Genomic DNA, 25,219 nt, shown 5'->3' on the forward strand with positions numbered 1-25,219 from the left:
TGATGACCACGATCATCCTGCAAGGTGATCTCGACGTCTTCGGCGCCGTGGAACTCCGCCGCGCCGTCTGGAGGGCCGGCCGGGCCGCGCATCTGCGGCTCGACCTGGCCAAGGTGACGTTCATCGACGTCGCGGGCGCCCGGACCCTGCTCTGGGCGCACCGCAGGGCCCGCGGGCGGGTCTCCTTCGCGAACCCGCCCGAGGGGGTGCTCCGGCTGCTGCGGCTGCTCGACTTCGACCGGTACCTCGAAGTGGATACGCTGGCCGGTGATGTCGTACCGAATGTTCTTCACGTGGGTCCTGCGCCGTACCGACGCGGAGAAGATCCACCATCTGACGATTCGACTGCTGGCGACCCTGTCGGTCCTGCCGGTCGTGAAACGGATCCTCCACGCCGTCCTGGCCCCCCGTGACGAGTCCCTGCGGGTCCAGGCGTTCGGGGTGCACTTCCCGACGCCGTTCGGGCTCGCGGCCGGGTTCGACAAGAACGCCGAGTGCGTCCCGGCGCTGAGCGCGCTGGGCTTCGGCCACGTCGAGGTCGGCACGATCACGGCCCACGCTCAGCCCGGCAATGCCCGCCCGCGCCTGTTCCGGCTGGTCCCGGAGAAGGCGATCATCAACCGGATGGGCTTCAACAACGAGGGCGCCAAGATGGCCGCCCGCCGGTTGAAGCGGGTGCGCGGGGTGCCCGCGGTGGTCGGCGTGAACATCGGCAAGACCAAGGTCGTGCCCGAGGAGGAGGCGACCCGCGACTACGTCGCCAGCGCCAGGGTGCTCGCCGGGCTGGCCGACTACCTGGTCGTCAACGTCTCCTCGCCCAACACGCCGGGCCTGCGCAACCTGCAGGCGGTCGACCTGCTGCGCCCGCTGCTGACCGAGGTCAAGGCGGTCGCGGGCCGCACCCCGCTGCTGGTGAAGATCGCCCCTGACCTGGCCGACGAGGACGTCGACGAGGTCGCCGAGCTCGCCGCCGAGCTGGGCCTGGCCGGCATCATCGCGACCAACACCACGATCAGCCGCGCGGGCGTCGCCAGCACCGAGACCGGGGGCCTGTCGGGCCGTCCGCTGAAAGACCGGTCGCTTGAGGTGCTGCGCCGCCTCCACGCCAAGGTCGGCGACCGACTGGTTCTGGTCTCGGTCGGCGGCGTCGAAGACGTCGACGACGTCTGGGAGCGCCTGCTGGCCGGCGCCACGCTGGTCCAGGGCTACACCGGCCTGATCTACGGCGGCCCGCTGTGGGCCTCGACCATCAACCGGCAGTTGTCCCGCCGCCTGCGTCGCCACGGTCTTTCCTCGGTACGCGACCTACATGCTCGGGCGGGTCGAGTCGGCTGACAGCGTCAGCTCGTCGAGATGGCGCATGACGGCGGCCACGTCGTTGCGGCCCGGTGTGTGGGGCCGTGAGCGCTGCCAGGGCCGGGGGCCGTCGAGCGGGCGGTAGTTGACGCCCACGGCGTCGAGCCGGCCGAGATGGTGCTCCAGGCGGCCCGGGAAGTCCGGCGCCGCCGGGCGGCCCGTCCAGGCGATCTCGGCCATGGCGCAGCCCCGGGGCCACGCCTTGTAGTCGAGGGTGCGGGCGTCGGGGATGTGCTCCGACCACAACTGGAACTGCGCGCCCGGGTACCCCGAGACGTCGAAGGCCGCGACGTCGGCCACGGTGATCGTCTCGCCCAGCGCGGCCGGTTCGTCGGCCGAGGCGGCCTCGGCGTAGTCGAAGTAGAGCGGGAACACCGGCGTGAGGACCACGTCGTGCCCCGCGGCGGCGGCCCGCCGGGCGACGTTCATGCCCCGCCAGGGCATCACGATCGTGTCCGCGCGCAACATGCCGCTGACGAACGCCTCGTCCCACACCACCGCGCGGCTGCCCCGCTGGGCCAGCAGGTCGGCCAGCTGCCGCAGGAACCAGGCGTGCAGGTCGCCCGGCGTGGCCAGGCCCTGAGCCCGCTGGAAGGCGGTGATCTCGGTGGACGCGGCCCAGGCGTCGAGCACGCACTCGTCGCCGCCGATGTGGAAGAACGGGGTGTCGCCGAGCGCGCCGAGGATCTCGTCGACGACGGCGGCCAGGAAGTCGATCGTCTTCGGCAGCGGGGCGAGGATCGCGGGGGAGATGCCCCACCGCTCCAGCACCAGGTGCCGCTGGGCCGGGTCGGCGCCGAACTCGGGGTAGGCGGCCAGGATGGCCGACGCGTGGCCCGGAACGTCGATCTCCGGCACGACCGTGACCGCCCTTTCCCGGGCATAGGCCGCGATCTCCCGCAGATCGTCGAGCGTGTAGAAGCCGCCGTGGGGGGTCGCGTCGTACGTCTGGGGCTCGCCCTTGCGCGAGGTGATGGTCTGGGCGCGGTGGGAGCCGATCTCGTGCAGGCGCGGATAGGCCCGCGACTCGACCCGCCAGCCCTGGTCGTCGGCCAGGTGGAGGTGCAGCCGGTTGAGCTTGTGCATCGCCAGCAGGTCGATCATCCGCAGCACGTCGTGCTTGGGCAGGAAGTGCCGGGAGACGTCGAGGTGCGCGCCGCGCCACGAGAGCGCCGGAGCGTCCTCCACACGCACGCAGGGGACGTCATATGCCGAAAGCGGCGAAACGGCGCGGAAGGCGTCGTGGGGGAGCAGCTGGCGCAGGGTCTGCGCGGCGTAGAAGGCGCCCGCGGCGTCGCCCGCCACGATCTCGACGCCGTCGGCCGTCACGGTCAGGGTGGACGACTCGGGGGCGCCGTGGCGGCGTACCGAAACAGGGTGGTCGCCCGCGACGGGGCCGAGGGCCGCGAGCGCCCGCCGGACCGGCTCGGCGAGGTCTCCGCCGACGCCGAAACCGGGCGCGAGCGGGAACGCGCCCGGGAGGGGTTCGACGGACCGGGGGGCAGGCAGGAAGTCGCGCATGCCCTCGATCATGGGCTACTTCAGGTAGGTCTGGAAGCTGCCCGCCAGCGCCTGGGCGAGCTCCTGACGCCACTTGGCGCTCTTCATCTTCGCGGCGTCGCCGGCGTTGCGCATGTTGCCCGACTCGATGAAGATCTTCGGCACCGTCGACAGGTTCAGCCCGCCCAGGTCGGAGCGGTAGTCGAGGGCGTTCTTGCCGATGTAGTTGGCGTAGGGCATGCCGGTCTGCTTCTTCACGGCGTCGCGCACGGCGAGGCCGAGCTTGGCCGACTTGCCGACCACGGGGTCGACCGGGCCGTTGATCTTCTTCGGCATGATGACGTGGAAGCCGTGGCTGCCGGCGCCCGCGCCGTCGGCGTGGATCGAGATCGCCAGGTCGGCCTTGGCCTTGTTGCCGATCGCGGCGCGCTGGGTGATGCACGGCCCGACGCCCGTGTTGTTGTCACGGGTCAGCTTGACCGTGGCGCCCTCGGCCCGCAGCAGCTTGGCGAGGCGGACCGAGACGTCCCAGGTGAACGCGGCCTCGGAGTAGCCGTCGTTGGTCGCGGTGCCGGTCGTGTCGCAGGCCTTCTTCTGCGTGAGCACGTCGACCTGCTTGTTGATCACGTCGGGGCGCTTGTAGTTGCCGCCGTTGTGACCCGGGTCGATGACGACGACCTTGCCCGCGAGCGGTTTCGCGGGAGCCTGCGCGGGGGCGGCGACCGCTTCAGCGGTGTTCTTCTGAACGGCGGCCGGGGCAGACTCGGCACCCGCGGCCACCCCGCCACCGCACGCGGCGGTTCCCAGACCGAACACGGCCAGAGCGGCGGCGGCGAGCGCCGGACGAGTCTTCATCACGGAGGTTCCTCTCGCAGGCGGGCAGTACGAACACCCAACCTACGCGTTCCCTGGCCGTGACCTGGCCGTTATGTGGGTAAAGGATGCGATTCACCCAGAGCCCAGGTTCTGGATCTGCAGCAGGGCCGCCAGTTCGCGGGCCTCCTCGGCGTCGAGACCGAGGACGACCCGGGGACGGCCCCACGGGTGGTCGATCGAATGCGCCACGTAGCTGGCGACGGACTCGTCGCCCGCCTCGGCGCGGCCCCGGGAGTGGCGCCAGTGGCCCCAGGCCCGTTCGAGTTCGGCCGCCGCGCGCTGGGCACAGGAGACCAACTCAGGATCACGCATTGAATTCCCCCAGATCTTCACCGTCCGGCGTCGTGGCCCGAGTCAACACGGACCGTGACCCGACGCCGGACCGGTTGACCTAGCTTTGGGAATCCTTTGGCGCGGGCCCAGTGCTGCGGCGGGTGATCAGCTGCGGCGTCACCTGACGCAGCCGGGAGTTCTTGCCGGGCTCGGAGATCCGGTCGCTGAGCAGCGCGGCGGCCGAGCGGCCCATCGCGCGGCGCGGCTGGTCGACCGAGGTCAGCGAGATGTGGTGGACGGCGGCCAGGTGGGTGTTGTCGTAGCCGACGACCGACAGGTCTTCGGGGACCCGCAGCCCGAGTTCGCTGGCGGCGGTGAGTACCCCCAGGGCGACGACGTCGTTGGCGGCGAAGATGGCGGTCGGCCGGGGCTCGCGCTCGAGCAGGGCCAGCGCCGCGCGGCGGCCGCCCTCCTCGGTGAAGTCGCCGTGCTCGACCATGATGTACGGCGCCAGCGCGTGGCGGCGCATGGCCACCAGGTAGCCCTCGCAGCGGCAGCGGGCCGCGGAGGACGGGGCGCCTTCGATGTGGGCGATCCGGCGGTGTCCGAGCTCGACGAGATGGTCGACCGCGAGACGCGCGCCGAGCTGGTCGTCGTCGACGACGATGTCGACGCTCTCGAGGTCGACGTCGCGTTCACCGACGACGACGGTGGGCGTGTAGGCGGCGGCCTCGGCCAGCGTGTCGCTGGACGGGGCGACGCCCAGCAGCACCAGCCCGTCGACGCGCAGTTCGAGGAAGGCCTCGACGGCTTCGTCCTCGAACGCCGGGTCGAAGCGGCCGGAGCCGATGAGCAGCCGCAGGCCCTCACCGTGGAGGCTCTCCTGGAGGCCGTCGAGGAACTCGGCGTAGAACGGGTTGTGGAGGTCGGCGACGAGGGCGCCGACCAGATGTGTGCGGCCTTCGACGAGACTGCGGGCGACGGCGTTGGGCCGGTATCCCAGCTCCCTGGCCGCCTGCAGAACCGCCTCCCGGCGATGTTCGCTCACATGAGGTGAGCCGCGAAGGACCAGCGAGACCAGGGACTTAGAGACGCCCGCGCGCTCGGCTACGTTGCGAATCGTCGGCCGTGGCCGTGGACTGAATCCGTCGAGTCCGGTAGGTCCGGGTACCGCGATGTCGCGCCGGGCAGTGGTCTGCATGGACGGTCCTGACATGGTTCTCCCCACGATGCGCGGATGTGCACCTGCCAAGAAGAACGATCGAGAGCCGAATAAGGTACGGCCGACTTGTCTCGATCCTTGAGAAAGCTGTCAGGACGAAGCGGGAGGGGCCACCGAACCGGTGGGGGTTGGCGCCGGGCGGGCGGCGCCTTTCCACACCCCTACTGCAGGTGTGCGGCTGTTGGACGCGCTCACTCACGCGAGCGCGCCATCCCCCTCGTGGTTGCGACCCCCCGCTGCGTTACTCCGAACGCTGCTGCGGAATCCCCGCCAGCAGCGCCCTCACCTCGGTCTCCCGGTAACGCCGGTGCCCACCGAGCGTGCGGATGGACGTCAACTTGCCGGCCTTCGCCCACCGCGTGACGGTCTTGGGGTCGACCCGGAACATCGTTGCGACCTCCGCCGGGGTGAGCAGTGGCTCTGCCTCGGGTGTACGAGCTGACATTTGTGCGGCCTCTCCTCCGTGTGGACCGGCGACAGCGATCCTGCGACTTATATCTGCGCTTGTCACGGGATGTCCCTCAATGATCCATAACGTGCGGTTTCACGGACCATTTGCGGCATCACCCGATGTGACCATACAGCCACGTAGCGCGATTGGCGAGCCCTCTGGGCACAACGTCTCGACCACGTGTTGATGTCACGCTCGGTGATTCTAGCGACACGTTTCGTGGTATCGCAGTGAAAACGGCAAACTACTCAGTTCGCAGTTGTGAGATCGCGCATCTCCTGACCCAATGTTGCAGGTCAGCGTCGCGTGATTACGGTCAGTTAGCCGATTCGAGGCTCTGCACCGACCGCCAGCGGAGGATCACCCGCTGGTACATGGCGAAGGCAAGTTCTTCCTGACCGTTGTCCAAACCCGTGAGAGCGGCCGCCAGCTCGGCGACCGACTGGTCGGCCTGCAGGGTCTCGTCGTCCATGAGGTGGACGATGCCGCCGTAATCGAGCTCGACCAGGGAATGGGGGTGGAACTCCTCCAGCCAGCGGCCCACTTCCTCGACGTCGGTGAGGGTGTCGACGTCGCCCACGTGCCGGCGGATGACCACCAGGGCGCGGGCCACCCGCTTCCTGGCCTGGGCCATCGAGGTGACGTAGAGCATGTTCCTGGCCGGGGCCATGGTCACGCCGGTCGACGACTCGGGCTCCTGCTCACCGCGCAGCACGAGCCAGCGCTCGGCCGAATCGAACGGTACGAACCAGGGCGTCGGCACGTGCCAGGTGCTGGTCATGATGTGGGTGCGCAGCGAGGGTTCGCCGCGCTTGAAGGCGTCGAACTCGTCGGCCGTGTGCTCCGCGACCGGCGGGGGGACGAACCGGTTGGCCAGCTTGGTCGGCAGGCTGCCCCGCCACGAGGCGAACGCCAGCCACGACCGCAGCCGGGTCTGCCACGGGCAGACGTAGAGGACGCCGTCGACCCGGCGCAGATAGGCGTTGTGACTCTCCGCCGCCGGCGCCGGGGCGGGTGGGACCCGCAACAGCCGGCGTACCGACTCCTCGTGCTCCACCGCGAGGGCGCCCGCACGGCGGGGCCGCCGCGGATTCTGGGCATAGGCGTTCCACCGAAGGCGTTCCTGCTCGGAGAAGGCGCTCAGCGGCTCATAGACGCGGAGATACGCGGCGTAGGGCAGCACAACGGCATCGTGCCATGCCACGCCGCGTCACGCATTGGGCGGCGTTCCGTAATCCATGATCGTCGCTACGCTGGAAGGTGTAACCGCCGCAACGGGGCGGCGGACAGAGACGATCAGGAGTCACCAAAGTGACCGACGTCTTCGGGCTTTCCCACAAGGATCAGACCCGTCACGAACAGGTCGTGTTCTGCGCCGACGACAAGTCCGGCCTCTACGCGATCATCGCCATCCACAACACCGCCCTCGGCCCCGGCCTGGGTGGAACACGTTTCTATCCCTACCCGGACGAATCCGCCGCGCTGGCCGACGTGCTCAATCTGTCGCGGGCGATGGCGTACAAGAACGCGCTCGCCGGCCTCGACCACGGCGGCGGCAAAGCGGTGATCATCGGCGATCCCGCGACCGACAAGTCCGAGGCCCTGCTGCGCGCCTACGGCAAGTTCGTCCAGTCGCTCGGCGGGCGCTACTACACCGCCTGTGACGTGGGCACCTACAGCGAGGACATGGACCTCATCGCCCGCGAGTGCTCCTACGTCACCGGCCGCACCCCGGCCAACGGCGGGGCCGGCGACAGCTCGATCCTCACCGCCTACGGCGTCTACCAGGGCATGCGCGCCGCCGCCCGGCACGCCTTCGGCGAGACCTCCCTGCGCGGCCGCCGGGTGGGCGTCGAGGGGGTCGGCAAGGTGGGTCACCGGCTGGTGGAACACATTCTCGACGAGGGCGGCGAGGTCGTCGTCTGCGACGTCGACGAACGCGCGGTCGACCGCGTCCGGCAGCGCCACCCCCAGGTCGAGGCCGTCGCCGACGCCGCGGCCCTGAAGAGCAGCGATCTCGACGTGTACGCCCCCTGCGCCCTCGGCGGCGCGCTCGACGACACGGCCGTGGCCGAGCTCCAGGCGAAGATCGTCTGCGGCGGGGCCAACAACCAGCTCGCCCACCCCGGCGTCGAGAAGCAACTCGCCGACCGAGGCATCCTCTACGCCCCCGACTACGTGGTGAATTCGGGGGGAGTGATCCAGGTCGCTGATGAGATCGCCGGATTCGACATGGACAGGGCGAGAGCGCGGGCGGGTCAGATCTTCGACACGACCCTGAAAATCTTCGCCATCGCCGATGACGAAGGCGTTCCACCGGCCGTCGCAGCAGATAGGCTGGCGGAGCGCAGAATGTCGGAAGTCGGGCGGCTTAGGGGTATTTGGCTGGGCCGGTGACCGCCGACGCGCATACGGCGTACCGAGCGGGGCGCAAAACAGGTACGGTTGTAGGCGAACGAATTGGCTGACGTCCAAAGTCAGGTGACGTCAGTGCGTGGTGCGTTAGCGACGAGGGGTCGGGCACGACCCCGCATGAGGGGGTCGAGCCAATGGGGCGCGGCCGAGCCAAGGCCAAGCAGGTCAAGGTTGCCCGCCAGCTGAAGTACAACAGCGGCGGCACCGATCTTGAGCGCCTGCGCGCGGAGCTCGGAGTCGAGGAGCCTGTCGATTCCGACCGCACAGACGAACCCGACCCTTATGACGAGTTGGCCGAGCGGTACGCCGACTACGCCAACGTCGATGACGAGGATGATGAGGACGACTCCTCATCCGGGGGCCGTCGTTGAGCGGCACCTGACCCAGCGTTGATCACGCCCGGCGCGGTTCGCCACGCCGGGTGTTTTCCGCGCGACCTCGTGAGGGTCCCGCGCTCCGGGTGACCGGAGTGCATACAGTCATTTCCATACGAGACCGAGAGCGCCGCCCGGTGGCAACCAACCACCAGGCGGCCTTTCGTGTTTCTCCGAGCCCGGCGGCCGCCCGCCGGGCTCTTCGGCGTGGTGATCAGCGGTATCGCGCTTCGCCCGAGCCCGGCACGATCTCGCCGAGCACCCACGACGGCACGCCGCGCGTGGCGAGCAGTTCCAGCGCCTTGTCGGCCTCTTCGGCCGGGACGATCGCGGCCATGCCGACGCCCAGGTTGAAGGTCTTGTCGAGCTCGGCCTGCGCGACCTTCCCGGCCTCGCCGAGGACGGTGAAGACCGGCGGGACCGTCCACGACGAGCGGTCGAGGACCGCGTCGACACTCCCGGGCAGCGAACGGGCCAGGTTGGCGGTCAGGCCGCCGCCGGTGATGTGGGCGTAGGCCCGGACCGGCACGTGGCGCATCAGGGCCAGGCAGTCGAGCGAGTAGATCCGGGTGGGTTCGAGCAGTTCCTCGCCCAGGGTCCGGCCGAACTCGGCGATCGGGGAGTCGAGATCGAGACCCGCCGTCTTGATGATGTGGCGGACCAGGGAGTAGCCGTTGGAGTGGACCCCGGATGACGCCATGGCCAGAACCACGTCACCCGCGCGGACCCGGTCGGGGCCGAGGAGCTCGTCGGCCTCGACCACGCCCGTGCCGGCGCCCGCGAGGTCGTACTCGTCGGGGCCCATCGCGCCCGGGTGTTCGGCGGTCTCGCCGCCGACCAGGGCGCAGCCGGCCTGGCGGCACCCCTCGGCGACGCCGCCGACGATCTCGGCGATGCGCTCGGGCACCACCTTGCCGCAGGCGATGTAGTCGGTCATGAACAGCGGCTCGGCGCCGCAGACGACCAGGTCGTCGACGACCATGCCGACCAGGTCGATCCCGATCGTGTCGTGCTTGCCGAGCTTGGACGCCAGCATGACCTTGGTGCCGACCCCGTCGGTCGAGGTCGCCAGCAGCGGCCGGCGGAACTTCAGCAGCGCCGACACGTCGAACAGGCCGGCGAACCCGCTGGCGTCGTCGACCACCTCGGGGCGCCGCGACCGGGCCACCTTCGACTTCATCAGCTGGACGGCGCGGTCACCGGCCTCGATGTCGACACCGGCGGCGGCGTACGAGGTCATGCGCGGGCCTCCAGGACGTACTTGCCGACCTTGTCCTGGTCGATCGGGATGGGGTAGCTGCCGTCGAAGCAGGCGCGGCAGAGCTTCTGGGCCGGGATGGTGGTGGCCTCGGTGAGGCCCTCCATCGAGATGTAGCCGAGGGAGTCGGCGCCCAGGTGCTCGCGGATCTCCTCGACGTCCATCGACCCGGCCAGGAGCTCGGCGCGGGTGGCGAAGTCGATGCCGTAGAAGCAGGGCCAGGCCACCGGCGGGGCCGAGATGCGCACGTGGACCTCGGTCGCCCCGGCCTCGCGCAGCATCTTCACGATCGCCCGCTGGGTGTTGCCGCGCACGATCGTGTCGTCGACCACCACCAGGCGTTTGCCCTGGACGATCTCCTTCAGCGGGTTCAGCTTCAGCCGGATGCCGAGCTGGCGGATCGTCTGGGACGGCTGGATGAAGGTCCGGCCGACGTAGGAGTTCTTCACCAGGCCCTGGCCGTAGGGGATGCCGCTCTGCTCGGCGTAGCCGATCGCGGCCGGGGTGCCCGACTCGGGGGTCGGGATCACCAGGTCGGCGTCGACCGGGTGTTCCCTGGCCAGGCGGCGGCCGACCTCGACCCGGGTGGCCTGGACGCCGCGCCCGGCGATCGTGGTGTCGGGGCGGGCCAGGTAGACGTACTCGAACAGGCAGCCCTTGGGGTCGGCCGGGGCGAACCGCTGCGACTTGACCCCGCGCTCGTCGATGGTGAGGAGCTCACCGGGCTCGACCTCGCGCACGAACGTCGCGCCGACGATGTCGAGGGCCGCCGTCTCGGAGGCCACCACCCAGCCGCGCTCCAGACGCCCCAGGACGAGCGGACGGATGCCCTGGGGGTCGCGGGCCGCGTAGAGCGTCTTCTCGTCCATGAAGACGAGTGAGTAGGCGCCGCGCACCGCCGGGAGCAGGCGGGCCGCCGCGTCGTCGATCGGCTCGTCGCGGTCTTTGGCCAGGATCGCGGTGAGGATCTCGGTGTCGGTGGTGGCCCTGGTGGTGCCGGGGGCCACCCGCTCGGCGAGCTCCCCGGTGTTGATCAGGTTGCCGTTGTGGGCCAGCGCGAGACCGCCCACGTCGGTCGAGCTCAGTGTGGGCTGCGCGTTCTCCCACACACTCGAACCGGTCGTGGAGTAGCGGCAGTGGCCGATGGCCAGGTGTCCCTTGAGGGTGCCGAGAATCGACTCGTCGAAGACCTGGGCCACCAGGCCCATGTCTTTGTAGACGAGGATGCGGCTGCCCTCGCTGACCGCGATGCCCGCGGACTCCTGCCCGCGGTGCTGCAACGCGTACAGCCCGTAGTAGGTGAGTTTGGAGACGTCCTCCCCCGGAGCCCAGACGCCGAAGACGCCACAGGCGTCTTTCGGGCCTTGGTCGAGGGGGTCAAGGTCATGGCTCAGATGGCCGTCGCCCTTCAGCACATGCTTGAGTCTATTTCGGCCTCTTGGCTGCTCGGACCCCCGGGTGGGCTCAAGCCGACGAAATGATCACCAGCGCTTTGCCGTGTCGGCCGCCGTACCCCCGGTCTCATAGGGGAAGTGACAGGAACATGACCACTCCTGACGAGCCGAGGGACGACCCGCCCAAGCGGCAGATGCCCTGGGACGTTCCGCCCGAACAGGCCCCGGGCAGGCCGTCGCCGGACGCCGAGGACACCGCCGTCTTCAGCGCCCAGCAACACCCGGGCGGCTCCCTCGGGCCCGACCCGAGCCGGCCGGAGAATCCGCCTTACGGGGCGCAGCCGCCCTCGGAGCAGCCTCCTCAGCCGTCTTCCCAGCCGCCCTACGGAGCGCCGCAGGGCTCGCCCTACCAGCCGGCCTCCTACCCGCAGGCGCCCTACCCGTCGGCGCCGTACGGCGACCGGCCCGCCGCCAAGGGCGGGCTGGGCACGGCCGCGCTGGTGCTGGGCATCCTGGCGATCGTGCTGCTGCTGGTCTGCGGCCTCGGGCTGCTGGTCGCGGTGGCCGGTGTGATCGTCGGCGTCATCGCGATAGCGAAGCGGTCGAACAAGGGGCGCGCCGTCGTCGGCCTGATCCTGAGCATCCTGACGCTGGTGATCGGGGCGATCATCATCGGCGTGGTGGTCAACTGGGCCAACAAGAACAACCTCGCCGAGTGCTTCGACACCCGGCTGCACCCGACGCAGGAGTCGTCGCAGCAGTGCGTCCAGCGGAAGATCAACGCGCCGGTCTCGGAGGGCGGCTACTAGAAGATCGGGAGGTAGGGCGACAGGTCGGCCCGGCCGCCGCTCGCCCTGACCCGCCCGTCGGCGACCGCCGCCGGCCAGTTCTCCCGGCCGGTGGCGAGCGCGATCCAGGTGCGGGGGTCGGTCTCGACCACGTTGGGCGGGGTGCCCCGGGTGTGCCGGGGCCCCTCGACGCACTGCACGGCCGCGAACGGCGGCACCCGCACCTCGACGGTCCGGCCGGGCGCCTTCGCCACGAGCTCGTCGAGCAGGAACCGCACGGCCGCGCCCAGCGCCTCGCGCCGGGGCGCCGTCTCCCGGCCGTACGCCGTCAGCACCGCCGACACCACTGCGGGACCCGCGTCCTGGTCGGGGCCGTCGAACGGCGGCAGGCCCAGATCTGCCAGCTGGACGTCGAGAGCGGCGCGGACGCGCGCGGGATCCTGGCGGCGGGGCGGCATGTGCCCATTGTGGCGCGTGGGGATCGTTCACCGGTCCGGCGAGTGACGTTCACCACAGCTTCGGCCGCCGACAATACGGTCCGGGCGGGGACCCGCGCCGTCTGGGCCGTTCCCCCCGATCCCTTTGGAGGAGCTGTGACGAACCCGTCACCGCGTCGATCGCTGCCGCTGCTGACGCCGGCCCACCCGGGCGGCCGCAGCGCCATGACGTGCAAGTACCGCTGTGGCGACGCCTGTTTCCACGAGGTCCCCAACACGAGTGAGAACACCTACTTCGGCGACGTCGTCGCCGAGATGTCCCGCCGCGGCGCGCTGCGCGCCGGTGCGCTGGGCGCGCTGGTGCTGTCGGCGGGGGCCGTCGGCGCGGCCGCCGCGACGCCCGCCGCCGCCGACGACAAGTTCACCCTCGACTGGTGGAACAAGGGCGGCAACTGGAACAGCGGGGGCTCCCACCCCTACAAGGGCGGCCTGACCTTCACGCCGGTCGCTCCGAACACCAACGACCAGGTCACGGTGCCCAACGGCTACCAGGCGGCCGTGGTGGTGCGCTGGGGCGACCCGGTGGTCCCGGGCGCGCCGGCCTTCGACTTCGAGGCCCAGACGCCCGAGGCGCAGGCCAAGCAGTTCGGCTACAACTGCGACTTCGTGACGATGTTCCCGATGGGCCGCGACCGCGCGCTCCTGTGGGTGAACCACGAGTACACCAACGAAGAGCTGATGTTCCGCGGCTACACCAACGGCGACAACGCCACCGCCGATCAGATCGCCATCGCGATGAACGCCCACGGCGGTTCGGTCGTCGAGATCAGGCGCAGCGGCGGCACCGGCCGCTGGGAGCTCGTCACCGCCGGCCCGCGCCGCTACAACCGGCGCATCACGGCCCACACCGAGATGAGGTTCAGCGGCCCGGCCGCCGGTTCCGCGTTCCTGAAGACCGCCGCCGACCCCAGCGGCCGCGTCGTCAAGGGCATGCTGAACAACTGCGCCGGCGGCACCACTCCGTGGGGCACCGTGCTGACCGCCGAGGAGAACTTCAACCAGTACTTCGTGAACGCCGCCAAGGCGCCCGCGGAGGCCCAGGCCGCCCTGACCCGGTACGCCTTCCCCGCCGCTCTCGGCGGCCGCCGCTGGGACCGCGTCGACGAGCGCTTCGACCTCGGCAAGCACCCCAACGAGGCCAACCGCTTCGGCTGGATCGTCGAGATCGACCCGACCGACCCGACCGGCACCCCGATCAAGCGCACCGCCCTCGGCCGCATGGCCCACGAGGCGGCCACCACGACGGTCAGCCGCGACGGGCGCCTGGTCGCGTACATGGGCGACGACTCGCGGTTCGAGTACATCTACAAATTCGTCTCGCGCGACCGGTACATCCCGGGCAACGACCGGCACAACCGCACGCTGCTCGACAACGGCACCCTCTACGTCGCCAAGTTCACCGGCGACAGCCCGGCCGCCGAGATCGACGGCACCGGCAAGCTGCCCAAGGACCGGGCGTTCGACGGCGTCGGCACGTGGATCCCGCTGGTCAGCGGCACCAAGTCCTACGTCGCCGGGATGACCTACGAGCAGGTCCTGGTCTTCACCCGCCTGGCGGCCGACAAGGTCGGCGCGACCAAGATGGACCGTCCCGAGGACATGGAGCGCAACCCGGTCACCGGCACCGTCTTCGTCGCCCTGACCAACAACACCGCGCGCACGCTGCCCAGCCAGGTCGTCGACGAGGCCAACCCGCGCTTCAACAACAAGCACGGCCACATCCTGGAGATCGCCGAGAACCGCGACGACGCCGCCGCGACCTCCTTCGCGTGGAACCTCCCGCTGGTCTGCGGCGACCCCGCCGACCCGGGCACCTACTTCGGCGGCTTCGACAAGACCAAGGTCTCGCCGATCTCCTGCCCCGACAACGTGGCGTTCGACGGCGACGGCAACCTGTGGATCTCCACCGACGGCAACGCCCTCGGGACCCACGACGGCCTGTTCGCGGTGCCGGTCCGCGGCAAGGACAAGGGCCACGTGCGGCAGTTCCTGACCATGCCCAAGGGCGCCGAGTGCTGCGGCCCGATGGTGTCGGAGGACCAGAAGTCGGTCTTCGTCGCCGTGCAGCACCCCGGTGAGGGCACCGGCGCCTCGCCGGCCGCCCCGATCTCCCACTTCCCCGACGGCGGGACCTCGCAGCCCCGTCCGTCGGTCGTGGTGGCCTGGCACAAGCAGGGCAGGAAGATCGGCAGCTAGACCAGCGCGGGGTCCCGCTCGTCCTCGGCGGCCGTCTCGACGGCCGGCTCCCTGCGGAGCGAGTAGAGGGCGACCGGGACCCCGACCAGCACGATGGCCGCGGCGATGAGCAGCGTGAACTGGTAGGCGTCCAGGAACGCGGCCATCGTCGGGGCGGTCTGGCGGGCGTTCAGGATCGCGCCCAGGATGGTGATCCCGAGCAGCCCGAAGACCTCGCGGGAGACGTTGAGGGTCCCGGAGGCGATCCCGGCCCGGTCGGCGGGGATCGCGCCGATGATGACGTCGGTCAGCGGCACCAGCATGCCGCCGCCCGCGCCGAAGATCAGGAACCAGGGCAGCAGGTCGAGGTAGCCCGAGCCGGCGCCGGTGCCCGACAGGCCCGCCATCGCGACGACCATCAGGGCCAGCCCGGCGGCCACCGACGGGCCGGTGCCGATGCGCCGGGCCAACTGGGGCGAGAAGACCGCCACGGCCGCCATGAGCAGCGCCATCGGCACGAAACCGGCCCCGGCCTCGGTCGGGCTGAAGCCGAGCGCGCTCTGCAGGTAGATCGCGGTGAAGAAGTAGATCCCGAACACGCCGAAGGCCCACAGGCCCATCGACAGCAGGCCGCCGCTGAACACCCGCGAGCGGAACAGCCGCAGGTCGATCATCGGCTGGCGGCTGCGCGACTCGATCACCAGGAACGCCGCGAACGCGACGGCGGCCAGTGCGAACGAGCCCAGGATGAGCCCGGAGGTCCAGCCCTCGCCCTCGCCCTCGATGAGCGCGAAGGTCAGCGCGAACAGCGCGAGCGACGAGGTGAGCACGCCGGGCACGTCGATGCGCACCCCTCGCATGCGGGTGCTCGCGGGCAGGGCGACCGCGGCGATCACGGCCACGGCGACGCCGATGGGCAGGTTGATCAGGAAGATCCAGCCCCAGCTGATGTTCTCGCTCAGCAGGCCGCCGGTCAGCGGCCCGACGGCCAGCGCCAGCGCGGAGACCGCGCCCCAGACGCCCACGGCCGTGGCGCGTTCGCGCGCGTCGACGAACGTGGCCCTGATCAGCGCCAGCGACGTGGGCGTCACCAGGGCGGCGCCGACGCCCTGCACGACCCGCGCGGCGATCAGCGCCTCCTGCGAGCCGGCCAGCCCGGCCGCCACCGAGGAGGCGGTGAACACGGCCAGGCCGATGAAGAACATGACCCGCAGGCCGAAGACGTCGGCCAGCCGTCCACCGGCGAGCAGCAGCCCGGCGAAGGCCAGGATGTAGCCGCTCACGATCCATTCGAGCCCGGCGAGCGTCAGCCCCAGGTCCTGCTCGATCGTCGGCAGGGCGACGTTGACCACGTTGTTGTCGAGATAGGTCATGAAGGTCGCCAGCGACACGGCCGCGAGCACCCACCATCTTGAACGCATTTCCCAGGCCCCCTATACGGAGTACTTGTACGACGTACATGTACAGTGCATAGCTCAGCTTGTACGTCGTATAGTTGTCAAGTGGCACCTGAGAAGCTGAGCCGGGAATCAGTCGTCGAACGGGCCGTCGACCTGATCGACGCCGAGGGGCTCGAGACCGTCACCGTGCGGCGGCTGGCCCAGGAGCTCGGCGTCACGCCGATGGCCCTCTACTGGCACTTCAAGAACAAGGACGAACTGCTCGCGGGCGTGACCGACCATCTGCTGGCGCAGATCCTCGCCGACGTCACCGACGAGCCCGAGTGGCACGTGCAGGTCAGGGGGGTCGTCGAGCGCCTGGTCGCGCTGCTCGACCGCCACCCGGCGCTGACGACCCTGCTCCACACCATCGACAAGCACCGCGTTGACAGCTTCAACGTCGCCACCAACATGGCCCTCGACCTGCTGCGCCGGGGCGGGTTCAGCGTGCAGGAGGGCTTCCTGGTCTCGTCCTACCTGCTGGCGGGCGTGATCGGCCTGGTCGGCGGCGCGCCGGTGTGCCCGACGCCGCTCAGCCCCGCCGAGGCGCGCGAATGGCGGCGGCGCAAGCGGCTGGAACTGGAGAACCTGTCGGCCGAGCGCTTCCCGCTGCTCATGGAGTTCGCCAAGACGTGGGAGGACGAGACCGACGTGGCCGCCTACTACGCCTACGGCGTCGACCTGCTCATGGCCGGGGTCGAGACGATGGCCGCGCGAGCGCGGCGCACAGGGCCCCCGCGAGACTGACGCAGAACAACGTCGCGTACGTCAGCCGGAAGCCCCCCATCAGCTGCTCCACCGCCGACGGCGACAGCCGCGCGAGCGTCGCCTGGTAGACCTGCGCCCGGATCTCCGGCGTGACCGCCCCGGTGAGCAGGGTCAGCGTGGTCGCCACGCTGAGCGAGGTGCCGACGTTCTGGATCGTCAGCCGGAAGCCGTTTACCACCCCGAGGCTGCCCGCCGGGAGCACGTTCATGATCTGGGTGGTGTTGCCCGTCAGGAAGGTCCCGTTCCCGCACCCGGCCAGGAACAGCCCGGCCGCGATCACCGGATAGGACGCCTCGGTCGACAGCGCCAGCACCGCCAGCCCGCCCGCCGCGAGCACCGCCCCGCCCACCGACACCGCGTAGGCCCCCAGCCGCCGCGCCAGCACCCCGGCGAGCGGCGAGGCGAGCGCCATCCCGGCCGGCACCGGCAGGATCGCCAGCCCGGCCTGGAGCGCGTCGACGCCGCGTGCGGCCTGGAAGTAGAGCCCCGCCAGCAGGATCAGCGACGAGCGGGCCAGCGCCGCGCAGAACGCGGCCAGGTTGGAGAACACCAGCAGCGGCGCCCCGAACAGGGCGCCGTTCAGGATCGGGTCGGGCGCCCGGCGCTCCACCGCGAACAGGACCGGCGCCAGCGCCGCCGCCACCGCGAGGGCGCCCAGGGAGCCCTCGGTCACCGCGTAGAGCGCGGCCGACAGCAGCGCGAAGATCACCAGGTTCCCGGCGGCGTCGATCGGCGCCCGCCGTCCCCGGGTGCCCGGCCGCAGGATGAGCAGCCCGGCGAGCAGCGCCAGCAGCCCGGCCGGCACGTTCACCCAGAAGATCCACCGCCAGCCGAGCGTGTCGGCGATCAGCCCGCCCACCGTCGGCCCGGCCAGCTGCGCGATCGACAGGGTGCCGATGTAGACGCCCATGCCCTGGCCGAGCCGGTCGGGCGGGAAGGCGTCGGTGATGATGACCGTGCCGTTGGCCAGGATCATCGCGGCCCCGATCGCCTGCAGCGCCCGCATCGCGATCAGCACGCCGACGTCGGGGGCCAGCCCCGCCAGCGCCGAGGCGGTGGTGAAGATGGCGAACCCGGCCAGGTAGACCCCGCGCCGCCCGAGCAGGTCGGCCACCCGCCCGAAGAACACCAGCGTCGCCGTGTTCACCAGCATGAACGACAGCAGGATCCAGTTCGACGCGGACGGCGAGGCGTGGAAGTGCCGGACGACGACGGGCAGCGCGACGTTCAGCGTGCTGCCCGACATGCCGATGAGGATCAGCCCCAGGCTGGTGACCAGGCAGACCCGCCAGGCGTACCTCACCGGGCTCTCTTGCGCAGCCCGTCCAGGTCGTAGATGATCACGCGGCGGCGGCCGGTCTCGATCAGGCCCCGGTCGCGCAGGCTCCTGAGAGCCTTGCTGACGGCCTCGCGCGACGCGCCGGTCCAGCCGGCCAGTTCGTCCTGCGAGAGCGGCAGCATCACCCTCACGCCGCCCGGGGTCTGCTCGCCGTAGCGTTCGGCCAGCTCGACCAGGCGGGTGGCGACCCGGCCGGTGGTGTCGAACGCGCCGTATTCGACCCGCTTGCGGTCGGCGTCGCGCAGCCGGCCGGTGATGAGCTGGAGCAGCAGGACGGCGATGCGGCCGTGCTCGCGCAGGAACGCCGCGAAGTCGCGCACCACGATGGCCTCGATGGGCTCCAGCGCGGTGACGGTGCCCGAGCGTGGACCCCCGTCGACGGCCGACATGTCGCCCAGCAGGGCGCCGGGCCCGCGTACCGCGAGGACGACCTCGGTGCCGCCCGCCGTGTGGGACGACACCTTCACCCGCCCCGAGGTCAGCACGATCACCCAGTCGTTGGTGTCGCCCTCGGTCATGACGGTCTCGCCGCGCTCCCATTGCCGGGGACGCCCGGCGGCCCGGAGGTCGGCGATCTCCTCGGCGGTGAGGAGGGCCAGGAACTCTCCTGGCTCCGGTGATTTCATGTCGTCCAGTTTTGGGTCAATCATGGTCGTTCGTAAAATCGATCTCCACGCTCCGCAGGACGTAGGCGTGCACCGTGTTGTCCTTGCCCTTGAGCGACAGGTCGCCCAGCGAGACCACGTCGGCCCGGCCGAGCAGGTCGTAGGTCGACTGGCCGATCACCACCGACCCGGGCTCGGCCAGCGCCTGGAGCCGGGCGGCGACGTTGACCGCGTCGCCCATCGCGTTGAAGCCGCGGAACTCGGGGCTGCCGATGTTGCCGACCAGCGCCTGCCCGGTGTTGACGCCGACCCGGAACTTGGGCCACTCGACCTCCGACAGCAGTCCGGCCTGCTGCTCGCGCAGCACCTCGGCCGACACCCGGGCCGCCGCCCGCTGCATCTCCAGGCCCGCCTGCGCGGCCCGCCGCGCGTGGTCGGCCTGCGGCGCGGGGGCGTTGAACAGGGCCAGCAGGGCGTCGCCGACGAACTGCACGATCGTGCCGCCGTTGCCGAGGATGCACGGCACCGCCGCCGTGTGGAACCGGTTCAGCATGTCGACGATCTCGCCGGGCGCGACCTTCTCGGAGAACGTCGTGAACCCGCGCAGGTCGGCGAAGAGCGCGGTGACCTCGGTCAGCGAACCGCCGAGCGCGGCCTTGTTGGGGTCGGCGAGCAGGCTCTTGGCGACGTCGGGGGACATGTAGGCGCGGAAGAGGGTCTCCAGCTCGGCGTACAGCCGGGCGTTCTCCAGGCTGATGGAGAGCTGGGTGGCCAGGGTGGCGGCCAGGGCGGCGTCCTGGGAGGTCTGGCCGACCGGCACGGCCAGCGCGCCCGCCAGGTGGCCCTTCACGGTCAGCGGGTGGACCACCGAGCCGGACATCTCGATCGGCGACCCGCCGGTCAGGGTGGCCATCTCCTGGGTGGTCAGGGTCGGCGCGCCCCGAGGGCCGAGCGGGGTCAGCGCGCCGTCGTTCATGACGCTCACCCGCACGTCCCCGTACGCCTCCCGCACCCGGCGGAGCGACTCCGTCAGCAGCTCCGACTCGGGCAGCCCCACCCGGGCCCGGCCGCCGACCTCGACGAGCGCGCCCAGCCGCTCGGACAACTCCCGCTCGTTCGCCAGCGCCGCGCCGGCCCGGTCGAGCACCGCCGCCTGGCCCTCGGTCAGCTTGAACCGCCCGGCCAGCCGCGTCGCGACCGGCACCCCCGACTCGGTCCGGCGGCGCAGGTGGGAGACCAGCTCCTCCAGGGCCTCTTCGTACTGGGCCTGGATACGCCGCGCGGTCGCCGACAGGGTGACCGCGTCGAACAGGCCGCTGCTGGAGCCCTCGCGCCGGAACTGGATGTACGCCGAGTAGGCCACGAAGAAGAACGCCAGCGTCAGCAGCACGTGCCAGAGCCACCACGACAGCGCCCAGTTCCGGTGCTCGATCCCGGCGATCATCACTTCGGCCAGCAGCGCGTAGGCGGTGATCAGGGAGATCAGCACGGCGGCCGGCCGCTTGCGGTGCAGGCGGAACATCATGGCGGCGGCGGCGAGGTAGAGGAAGACCCCGATCAGGCCCCAGAACCCGAGGCCGATGCCACCGGGCGGCAGCTTGTCGGTCAGCGGGGTCAGGCCCGGCACCAGCGACGCGACGCCCCACACGACCAGCAGCAGGCCCACCGCGAGACGCAGCGGGAGCTGGAGTTTCAGCACCGTCTCGCCCTGCCGGTCGTTCAGCGGCAGGCCCGAGAGGAAGGCGAACACCGAGGCGATCATCAGACCGACCGGGTGGGCCAGGTCGAAGCCGACGGTCGCGCCCGGGAGGATGACGGCCGGGGTGGTCAGCGCGTGGAGGGTGAAGAACCCGGCGCTGCTCAGGAACACCAGCGAGACCAGGAGGAGCCGGGCGTCCCTCCGCCGCGCCGACGCCTGGCTGATCAGCACCCCGAGCACCAGGTTGATCCCCGCGACGATCAGGACCAGCCAGAAGTGGCTCGGGTTGTGCTGCCAGACGTGGTCGAGGTCGACCGTGTGCGGGTCCTCGTCCACCGGGTGGGCCAGCAGCAGCCACAGGCCCAGCATCGGCACGATCATGTGAATGAACCAGACGACCCCTCGCACCGGCTGCGTCGCCGGCGGCAGGAAGGGGTCTTGGTCGTTCGAGGCCACGGAGATCCTCCGGAGGTCAGCCTTGGGCTTGAAGTGCGGGTTCCTCCCGAACGGTGCTGATTATTCCGCTGCCTGGGAGCGCGGCCAACGCGAAGAGGCCATACCAGGGATTAATACGCGTTCACCGATGCGAAGACGTGATATTCCGCTGACATCCAACGGCACACGTTGCTCGTCTATCTCTCTGTCACCTGATGTCACAGGCGTTGAGGTCGTGGGGGCCTCGATGCTCGTACACATGACAGAGCCCCTCCGGATCGGCGCCGGAGGGGCTCTTTTTCATGTACGACCAGGGGATCTACCCGAAGACGCCCGGAAGGGTGGCCTCGTGGGACATGCGCAGTTCGGTGACCGTGGCCTCCAAAACGCCCTCGACGACCAGGCTGTCGCCGCCGGTCTCGCCCAGGCCGTAGCAGGGCACGTCGAGGCGGGCGCACAGGTCGGTCAGCGCCTCGAAGTTCTCCGGCTTGAGGCAGACCAGCGCCCGCGCCGCCGACTCGGAGAACAGGTCGACGAACGCGTCGCCGCCCGGCAGGGAGACGGTCGCGCCGACCCCCTGGGCCAGGCAGGCCTCCGCGAGCGCGATGCCCAGACCGCCGTCGGACAGGTCGTGGGATCCTTCGAGCAGGCCCTGCTTGGCCGCCTCGGTCAGCACGGTCGCCAGGTCGCGCTCGGCTTCGAGGTTCACCCGGGGCGGCAGCCCGCCCAGGTGGTCGTGGGCGATGTGGGCCCACTCCGACCCGCCGAACTCGTCGTAGGTCGCGCCCAGCAGCACCACGCGCAGCCCGGCGGCCGGGAAGCCCGACCTGACCCGCTGCGCGACGTCGTCGATCACGCCGAGCACGCCCACGACGGGGGTCGGGTTGATCGCCGCCGAGCCGGTCTGGTTGTAGAACGACACGTTGCCGCCGGTCACCGGCACGCCCAGGGTCTTGCACGCGTCGGCCAGGCCGCGCACGGCCTCGGCGAACTGCCACATGACCTCGGGGTCTTCTGGCGAGCCGAAGTTGAGGCAGTTGGTCACCGCGAGCGGGGTCGCCCCGGTCACGGCCACGTTCCGGTAGGCCTCCGACAGCGCCAGCTGCGCGCCCGCGTAGGGGTCGAGCTTGGCGTAGCGCCCGTTGCCGTCGGTCGCCAGGGCGATGCCCCGGGTGGTCTCCTCGGCGCCCGGCATGACCTCGCTGACCCGCAGCAGCCCGGCGTCGGCCGGCTGGGCGAGCACGGTGTTGCCGCGCACGTAGCGGTCGTACTGCGAGGTGACCCACTCACGCGACGAGAGGTTCGCCGACGCGATCAGCTGGAGCAGGGTGGTCCGCAGGTCGGACGGCCGCTCCAGCGAGTCGGGGGTGTCGAGGTTGAGGTCGTGCTGGCCGAGCGGCTCGTGGAAGGGCCGCTCGTAGACGGGGCCGTCGTCGGCGGCGGTGCCCGGCGGGATGTCGACGATCACTTCGCCGTCCCAGGTCATGACCAGGCGGCCGGTGTCGGTCACCTCGCCGATGACGGTCGCCGGGACGTCCCACTTCTCGCAGATCGCCAGGAACGCGGCGATGTCGCCGGGCGTGACCACGGCCATCATGCGTTCCTGCGACTCGCTCATCAGGATCTCCTCGGGCCGCAGCGTGGGGTCGCGCAGCGGGACGAGGTTGAGGTCGACGTTCATGCCGCCGGTGCCCTTGGCCGCGAGCTCGGTGGTCGCGCAGGACACCCCGGCCGCGCCGAGGTCCTGGATGCCGACGACCACGTCGGCCTGGTAGAGCTCCAGGCAGCACTCGATCAGCAGCTTCTCCATGAACGGGTCGCCGACCTGCACGGCCGGCCGCTTGGCCTGCGACTCGTCTTCGAAGGTCGCCGAGGCGAGCACCGAGGCGCCGCCGATGCCGTCGGCGCCGGTCCGGGCGCCGAACAGGATGACCTTGTTGCCGGGGCCGGGGGCGGTGGCCAGCTTGATCTGGTCTTTCCGCAGCAGGCCCACGCACAGCGCGTTGACCAGCGGGTTGCCGATGTAGCAGGGGTCGAAGACGACCTCGCCGCCGATGTTCGGCAGGCCCAGGCAGTTGCCGTAGTGGGAGATGCCCTCGACCACGCCCGGCAGCACCCGGCGGGTGTCGCCCTGGTCGAGCCCGCCGAACCGCAGCGAGTCCATCACCGCGACCGGCCGGGCGCCCATCGACATGATGTCGCGGACGATGCCGCCGACCCCGGTGGCCGCGCCCTGGTGGGGCTCCACGTAGGAGGGGTGGTTGTGCGACTCGATCTTGAAGGTGGCCGCCCAGCCGTCGCCGATGTCGACGACGCCCGCGTTCTCACCCATGCCGACCAGCAGCGCCTCGGACTTGGGGGCCTTGGTGCCGAACTGCCGCAGGTGGACCTTGGACGACTTGTAGGAGCAGTGCTCGCTCCACATGACCGAGTAGATGGCCAGCTCGGAGCCGGTCGGGCGGCGGCCGAGGATGGCCACCACGCGGTCGTACTCGTCCTGCTTCATGCCGAGCTCGGCGAACGGCATGCGCTCGTCGGGGGTCTGCCCGGCCCGCTTGACCGTGTCGAGGCTCACGCGTTCACCAGCTTCCGGACGATCGAGGAGAAGAAGCCGCGGCCGTCGACGCCGGGGGCGCCGGTGAGCTCCTCGACGGCGTGCTCGGGGTGGGGCATCAGGCCGACGACGTTGCCGGCCTCGTTGGTGATGCCGGCGATGTCGTTGAGCGAGCCGTTGGGGTTGGAGCCCGCGTAGCGGAACACCACCCGGCCGGCCGATTCGAGCTCGGCCAGCGTCTCGGCGTCGGCGACGTAGCGGCCCTCGCCGTGCTTGACCGGGAGGGTGATCTCCTGGCCTTCGGCGAAGTCGGTCGTCCAGGCGGTCGAGGCGTTGTCGACCCTGATCCGCTGGTCGCGGCAGACGTAGTGGAGGCCCGCGTTGCGGACCAGGGCGCCGGGCAGCAGGTGGGCCTCGCAGAGGATCTGGAAGCCGTTGCAGGTGCCCAGCACCGGCAGCCCCGCCTTCGCGGCGGGCACGAGTTCGGTCATCAGGGGCGCGAACCGGGAGATGGCCCCGCACCGGAGGTAGTCGCCGTAGGAGAACCCGCCGGGGAGGAAGACCGCGTCCACCCCCTTGAGGTCGTGGTCGGCGTGCCACAGGGGCACGGCCTCGGCACCGGCCAGCCGCAACGCTCGCGCCGCGTCCTGGTCGTCGAGTGTTCCGGGAAAGGTGACTACTCCCACCCGCATGGTCCGAGATCCTCCAATGCGCACGCGAAGCCACCGGCTCTTGTCCGGCGGTCTCTGGCGGTACGCCTCAGGTTATCGGACCACGTGGGATGGGTTCACGCGGGTCAGACGGCGGCCAGTTCGCGGTCTCTGGCCATGGACAGGGCGATGGCGTCGTGGTCCCAGTCGAGTTCCTTGCAGAGGCGCACGGTGGTGCCGCTGCCAGGAGTGATGTCGAAGGAGATCTCATCGACCACGGCCTGCATGATGAGGATGCCGCGTCCGTTCTCGACCTCGCCGGAGGGGTAGCGCTGCGGGATCGCGGTGAGACCGCGACCGCCGTCTACCACACGGAGCTCGCAGCGGCCGTCGTCTATGGCCGCTTCGACCTGGTAGCGGGCCGAGGGCCCGCCGTGCCGCACCGCATTGGCGCACGCCTCGGAGGTGGCGAGGAGGATGTCGGACACACAGTCCTCCGTCACGCCGAGTGAACGAAGGGCGTCTCCGATCACGCGACGGACCATCGGGATGCCGACCGCATCCCTTGGCAAAGCGAGCGAGAACTCGATGTCCACGGGGTTCCCTCCCCGGTCGTCGTAGGTACCTAAGCAGAGCTTCCCTGTGTGATGAGGGCTAACCGCAAAATCACGCTCTTGTTATTTAGGTTGACCAGGAGACCGGTTTACGGATGACGGATGAGGCCCTTATGGCGCTTTGCGTAGTTCGGGCCGACGGGAATGTGCTGTTTTACCCCTCGACGCGGACGACGAAGTCCTCGATCACCGTGTTGGCCAGGAGGGTTTCGGCCATCTTCCTGACCTCGGCGATCGCCGCGTCGTCGGCCGGTCCGTCGACTTCGACCTCGAATCGCTTGCCCTGCCGGACGTCGGCGACGCCCGAGAACCCCAACCGGGGGAGCGCGCGGGCGATGGCCTGACCCTGGGGGTCGAGGATCTCCGGCTTGAGCATGACATCGACGATCACGCGCGCCACTTCGGGTGCCTCCTGCTTTGGGGACGGAGCTCGGGGATGAGTGAGCGCGACAAGCTTATCCACAGGCTGTGGATGGTGTGGCGGCAGGTCGGAGGGGAACCGGAAAGGTGTGGAGCAGGGTGTGGAGGCCGACAGTG

At 70.5% G+C, this 25,219-nt stretch carries 24 protein-coding genes; 7 read left to right on the forward strand and 17 right to left on the reverse strand.

The genetic code is table 11. From position 1 onward, the window contains the following. Window positions 1-2: 2 nt before the first annotated feature. Window positions 3-413 (forward strand): STAS domain-containing protein, encoded by a 411-nt coding sequence (locus tag AW274_RS42400; RefSeq protein ID WP_157520886.1) that lies wholly within the window; start codon window positions 3-5, stop codon window positions 411-413. Then, complete coding sequence (locus AW274_RS33755; protein ID WP_232320609.1) at window positions 334-1,335, forward strand: quinone-dependent dihydroorotate dehydrogenase; 1,002 nt, start codon at window positions 334-336, stop codon at window positions 1,333-1,335. Before AW274_RS42400 ends, AW274_RS33755 begins: the two co-directional genes overlap by 80 nt. Here the strand turns inward: AW274_RS33755 and AW274_RS33760 are convergent. The 6 genes from AW274_RS33760 to AW274_RS33785 all read right to left on the reverse strand — a co-directional run bounded on the left by AW274_RS33760 (window position 1,306) and on the right by AW274_RS33785 (window position 6,861). After that, window positions 1,306-2,877: a beta-N-acetylhexosaminidase gene (locus tag AW274_RS33760; protein WP_062441504.1), complete on the reverse strand. Its 1,572-nt coding sequence runs from the start codon at window positions 2,875-2,877 to the stop codon at window positions 1,306-1,308. The two genes, AW274_RS33755 and AW274_RS33760, sit on opposite strands and share 30 nt — an antisense overlap. A 15-nt stretch (window positions 2,878-2,892) precedes the next feature. Next, on the reverse strand, window positions 2,893-3,711 hold the full coding sequence (locus AW274_RS33765) for an N-acetylmuramoyl-L-alanine amidase (RefSeq protein ID WP_062441371.1): 819 nt from the start codon (window positions 3,709-3,711) through the stop codon (window positions 2,893-2,895). A 93-nt stretch (window positions 3,712-3,804) separates the two neighbouring features. Further along, on the reverse strand, window positions 3,805-4,044 hold the full coding sequence (locus AW274_RS33770) for a hypothetical protein (protein ID WP_062441374.1): 240 nt from the start codon (window positions 4,042-4,044) through the stop codon (window positions 3,805-3,807). Between the two features lie 79 nt (window positions 4,045-4,123). Then, window positions 4,124-5,221, reverse strand: coding sequence for a LacI family DNA-binding transcriptional regulator (locus tag AW274_RS33775; RefSeq protein WP_062441379.1), 1,098 nt, complete (start codon window positions 5,219-5,221; stop codon window positions 4,124-4,126). A 247-nt stretch (window positions 5,222-5,468) separates the two neighbouring features. Beyond that, window positions 5,469-5,672 (reverse strand): developmental transcriptional regulator BldC, encoded by a 204-nt coding sequence (gene bldC / locus AW274_RS33780; protein WP_013133571.1) that lies wholly within the window; start codon window positions 5,670-5,672, stop codon window positions 5,469-5,471. A 322-nt stretch (window positions 5,673-5,994) separates the two neighbouring features. Continuing rightward, the gene (locus AW274_RS33785; protein WP_062441382.1) at window positions 5,995-6,861 is read right to left on the reverse strand and encodes a DUF8083 family protein; all 867 of its coding nucleotides are present in this window, start codon (window positions 6,859-6,861) and stop codon (window positions 5,995-5,997) included. Window positions 6,862-6,989: 128 nt separating this feature from the next. Here AW274_RS33785 and AW274_RS33790 point away from each other — a divergent pair, with 128 nt between their 5' ends. Then, the gene (locus AW274_RS33790; RefSeq protein WP_062441387.1) at window positions 6,990-8,075 is read left to right on the forward strand and encodes a Leu/Phe/Val dehydrogenase; all 1,086 of its coding nucleotides are present in this window, start codon (window positions 6,990-6,992) and stop codon (window positions 8,073-8,075) included. A gap of 152 nt (window positions 8,076-8,227) precedes the next feature. Continuing rightward, window positions 8,228-8,464 (forward strand): DUF3073 domain-containing protein, encoded by a 237-nt coding sequence (locus tag AW274_RS33795; protein ID WP_062441392.1) that lies wholly within the window; start codon window positions 8,228-8,230, stop codon window positions 8,462-8,464. Window positions 8,465-8,681: 217 nt separating this feature from the next. On the opposite strand, the gene purM is transcribed toward AW274_RS33795, so the two are convergent. Together purM and purF are read right to left on the reverse strand one after the other, a co-directional pair. Further along, window positions 8,682-9,707 carry a phosphoribosylformylglycinamidine cyclo-ligase gene (purM, locus tag AW274_RS33800; RefSeq protein WP_062441396.1) on the reverse strand — a complete coding sequence of 342 codons (1,026 nt, stop codon included), beginning with the start codon at window positions 9,705-9,707 and terminating at the stop codon, window positions 8,682-8,684. Next, window positions 9,704-11,140: an amidophosphoribosyltransferase gene (gene purF / locus AW274_RS33805; RefSeq protein WP_062441400.1), complete on the reverse strand. Its 1,437-nt coding sequence runs from the start codon at window positions 11,138-11,140 to the stop codon at window positions 9,704-9,706. Before purF ends, purM begins: the two co-directional genes overlap by 4 nt. 128 nt (window positions 11,141-11,268) lie before the next feature. On the opposite strand from purF, the gene AW274_RS33810 reads away from it, so the two are divergent. Further along, window positions 11,269-11,928, forward strand: a complete 660-nt coding sequence (locus AW274_RS33810; RefSeq protein ID WP_062441403.1) for a hypothetical protein — start codon at window positions 11,269-11,271, stop codon at window positions 11,926-11,928. Here the strand turns inward: AW274_RS33810 and AW274_RS33815 are convergent. Continuing rightward, window positions 11,925-12,365: a sterol carrier family protein gene (locus AW274_RS33815; protein ID WP_062441408.1), complete on the reverse strand. Its 441-nt coding sequence runs from the start codon at window positions 12,363-12,365 to the stop codon at window positions 11,925-11,927. The genes AW274_RS33810 and AW274_RS33815 overlap by 4 nt on opposite strands. A 135-nt stretch (window positions 12,366-12,500) precedes the next feature. Here AW274_RS33815 and AW274_RS33820 point away from each other — a divergent pair, with 135 nt between their 5' ends. Further along, complete coding sequence (locus tag AW274_RS33820; protein WP_062441411.1) at window positions 12,501-14,600, forward strand: PhoX family protein; 2,100 nt, start codon at window positions 12,501-12,503, stop codon at window positions 14,598-14,600. Here AW274_RS33820 and AW274_RS33825 read toward each other — a convergent pair. Next, on the reverse strand, window positions 14,597-16,000 hold the full coding sequence (locus tag AW274_RS33825) for an MFS transporter (RefSeq protein ID WP_062441416.1): 1,404 nt from the start codon (window positions 15,998-16,000) through the stop codon (window positions 14,597-14,599). The two genes, AW274_RS33820 and AW274_RS33825, sit on opposite strands and share 4 nt — an antisense overlap. 81 nt (window positions 16,001-16,081) lie before the next feature. Between AW274_RS33825 and AW274_RS33830 the strand changes: the two genes are divergently transcribed. Next, window positions 16,082-16,765 (forward strand): TetR/AcrR family transcriptional regulator, encoded by a 684-nt coding sequence (locus AW274_RS33830; RefSeq protein ID WP_063813829.1) that lies wholly within the window; start codon window positions 16,082-16,084, stop codon window positions 16,763-16,765. Here the strand turns inward: AW274_RS33830 and AW274_RS33835 are convergent. The 7 genes from AW274_RS33835 to purS all read right to left on the reverse strand — a co-directional run bounded on the left by AW274_RS33835 (window position 16,704) and on the right by purS (window position 25,082). After that, window positions 16,704-18,089 carry an MFS transporter gene (locus tag AW274_RS33835; RefSeq protein ID WP_062441420.1) on the reverse strand — a complete coding sequence of 462 codons (1,386 nt, stop codon included), beginning with the start codon at window positions 18,087-18,089 and terminating at the stop codon, window positions 16,704-16,706. The genes AW274_RS33830 and AW274_RS33835 overlap by 62 nt on opposite strands. Further along, window positions 18,086-18,751, reverse strand: coding sequence for a Crp/Fnr family transcriptional regulator (locus tag AW274_RS42410; protein WP_062337460.1), 666 nt, complete (start codon window positions 18,749-18,751; stop codon window positions 18,086-18,088). Before AW274_RS42410 ends, AW274_RS33835 begins: the two co-directional genes overlap by 4 nt. Before the next feature lie 16 nt (window positions 18,752-18,767). Beyond that, the gene (locus AW274_RS33845; RefSeq protein WP_232320603.1) at window positions 18,768-20,885 is read right to left on the reverse strand and encodes an adenylate/guanylate cyclase domain-containing protein; all 2,118 of its coding nucleotides are present in this window, start codon (window positions 20,883-20,885) and stop codon (window positions 18,768-18,770) included. Between the two features lie 298 nt (window positions 20,886-21,183). Continuing rightward, complete coding sequence (gene purL / locus AW274_RS33850; RefSeq protein WP_062441510.1) at window positions 21,184-23,391, reverse strand: phosphoribosylformylglycinamidine synthase subunit PurL; 2,208 nt, start codon at window positions 23,389-23,391, stop codon at window positions 21,184-21,186. A 44-nt stretch (window positions 23,392-23,435) separates the two neighbouring features. Continuing rightward, window positions 23,436-24,110 (reverse strand): phosphoribosylformylglycinamidine synthase subunit PurQ, encoded by a 675-nt coding sequence (gene purQ / locus AW274_RS33855; RefSeq protein ID WP_062441428.1) that lies wholly within the window; start codon window positions 24,108-24,110, stop codon window positions 23,436-23,438. 104 nt (window positions 24,111-24,214) lie between these two features. Further along, window positions 24,215-24,613, reverse strand: a complete 399-nt coding sequence (locus tag AW274_RS33860; protein ID WP_062441513.1) for an ATP-binding protein — start codon at window positions 24,611-24,613, stop codon at window positions 24,215-24,217. A 223-nt stretch (window positions 24,614-24,836) separates the two neighbouring features. After that, window positions 24,837-25,082 (reverse strand): phosphoribosylformylglycinamidine synthase subunit PurS, encoded by a 246-nt coding sequence (gene purS / locus AW274_RS33865; RefSeq protein WP_062337467.1) that lies wholly within the window; start codon window positions 25,080-25,082, stop codon window positions 24,837-24,839. Window positions 25,083-25,219 lie beyond the last annotated feature (137 nt).

This window comes from Herbidospora daliensis (genome assembly GCF_001570585.1).
In the GTDB taxonomy this organism is placed as follows: domain Bacteria; phylum Actinomycetota; class Actinomycetes; order Streptosporangiales; family Streptosporangiaceae; genus Herbidospora; species Herbidospora daliensis.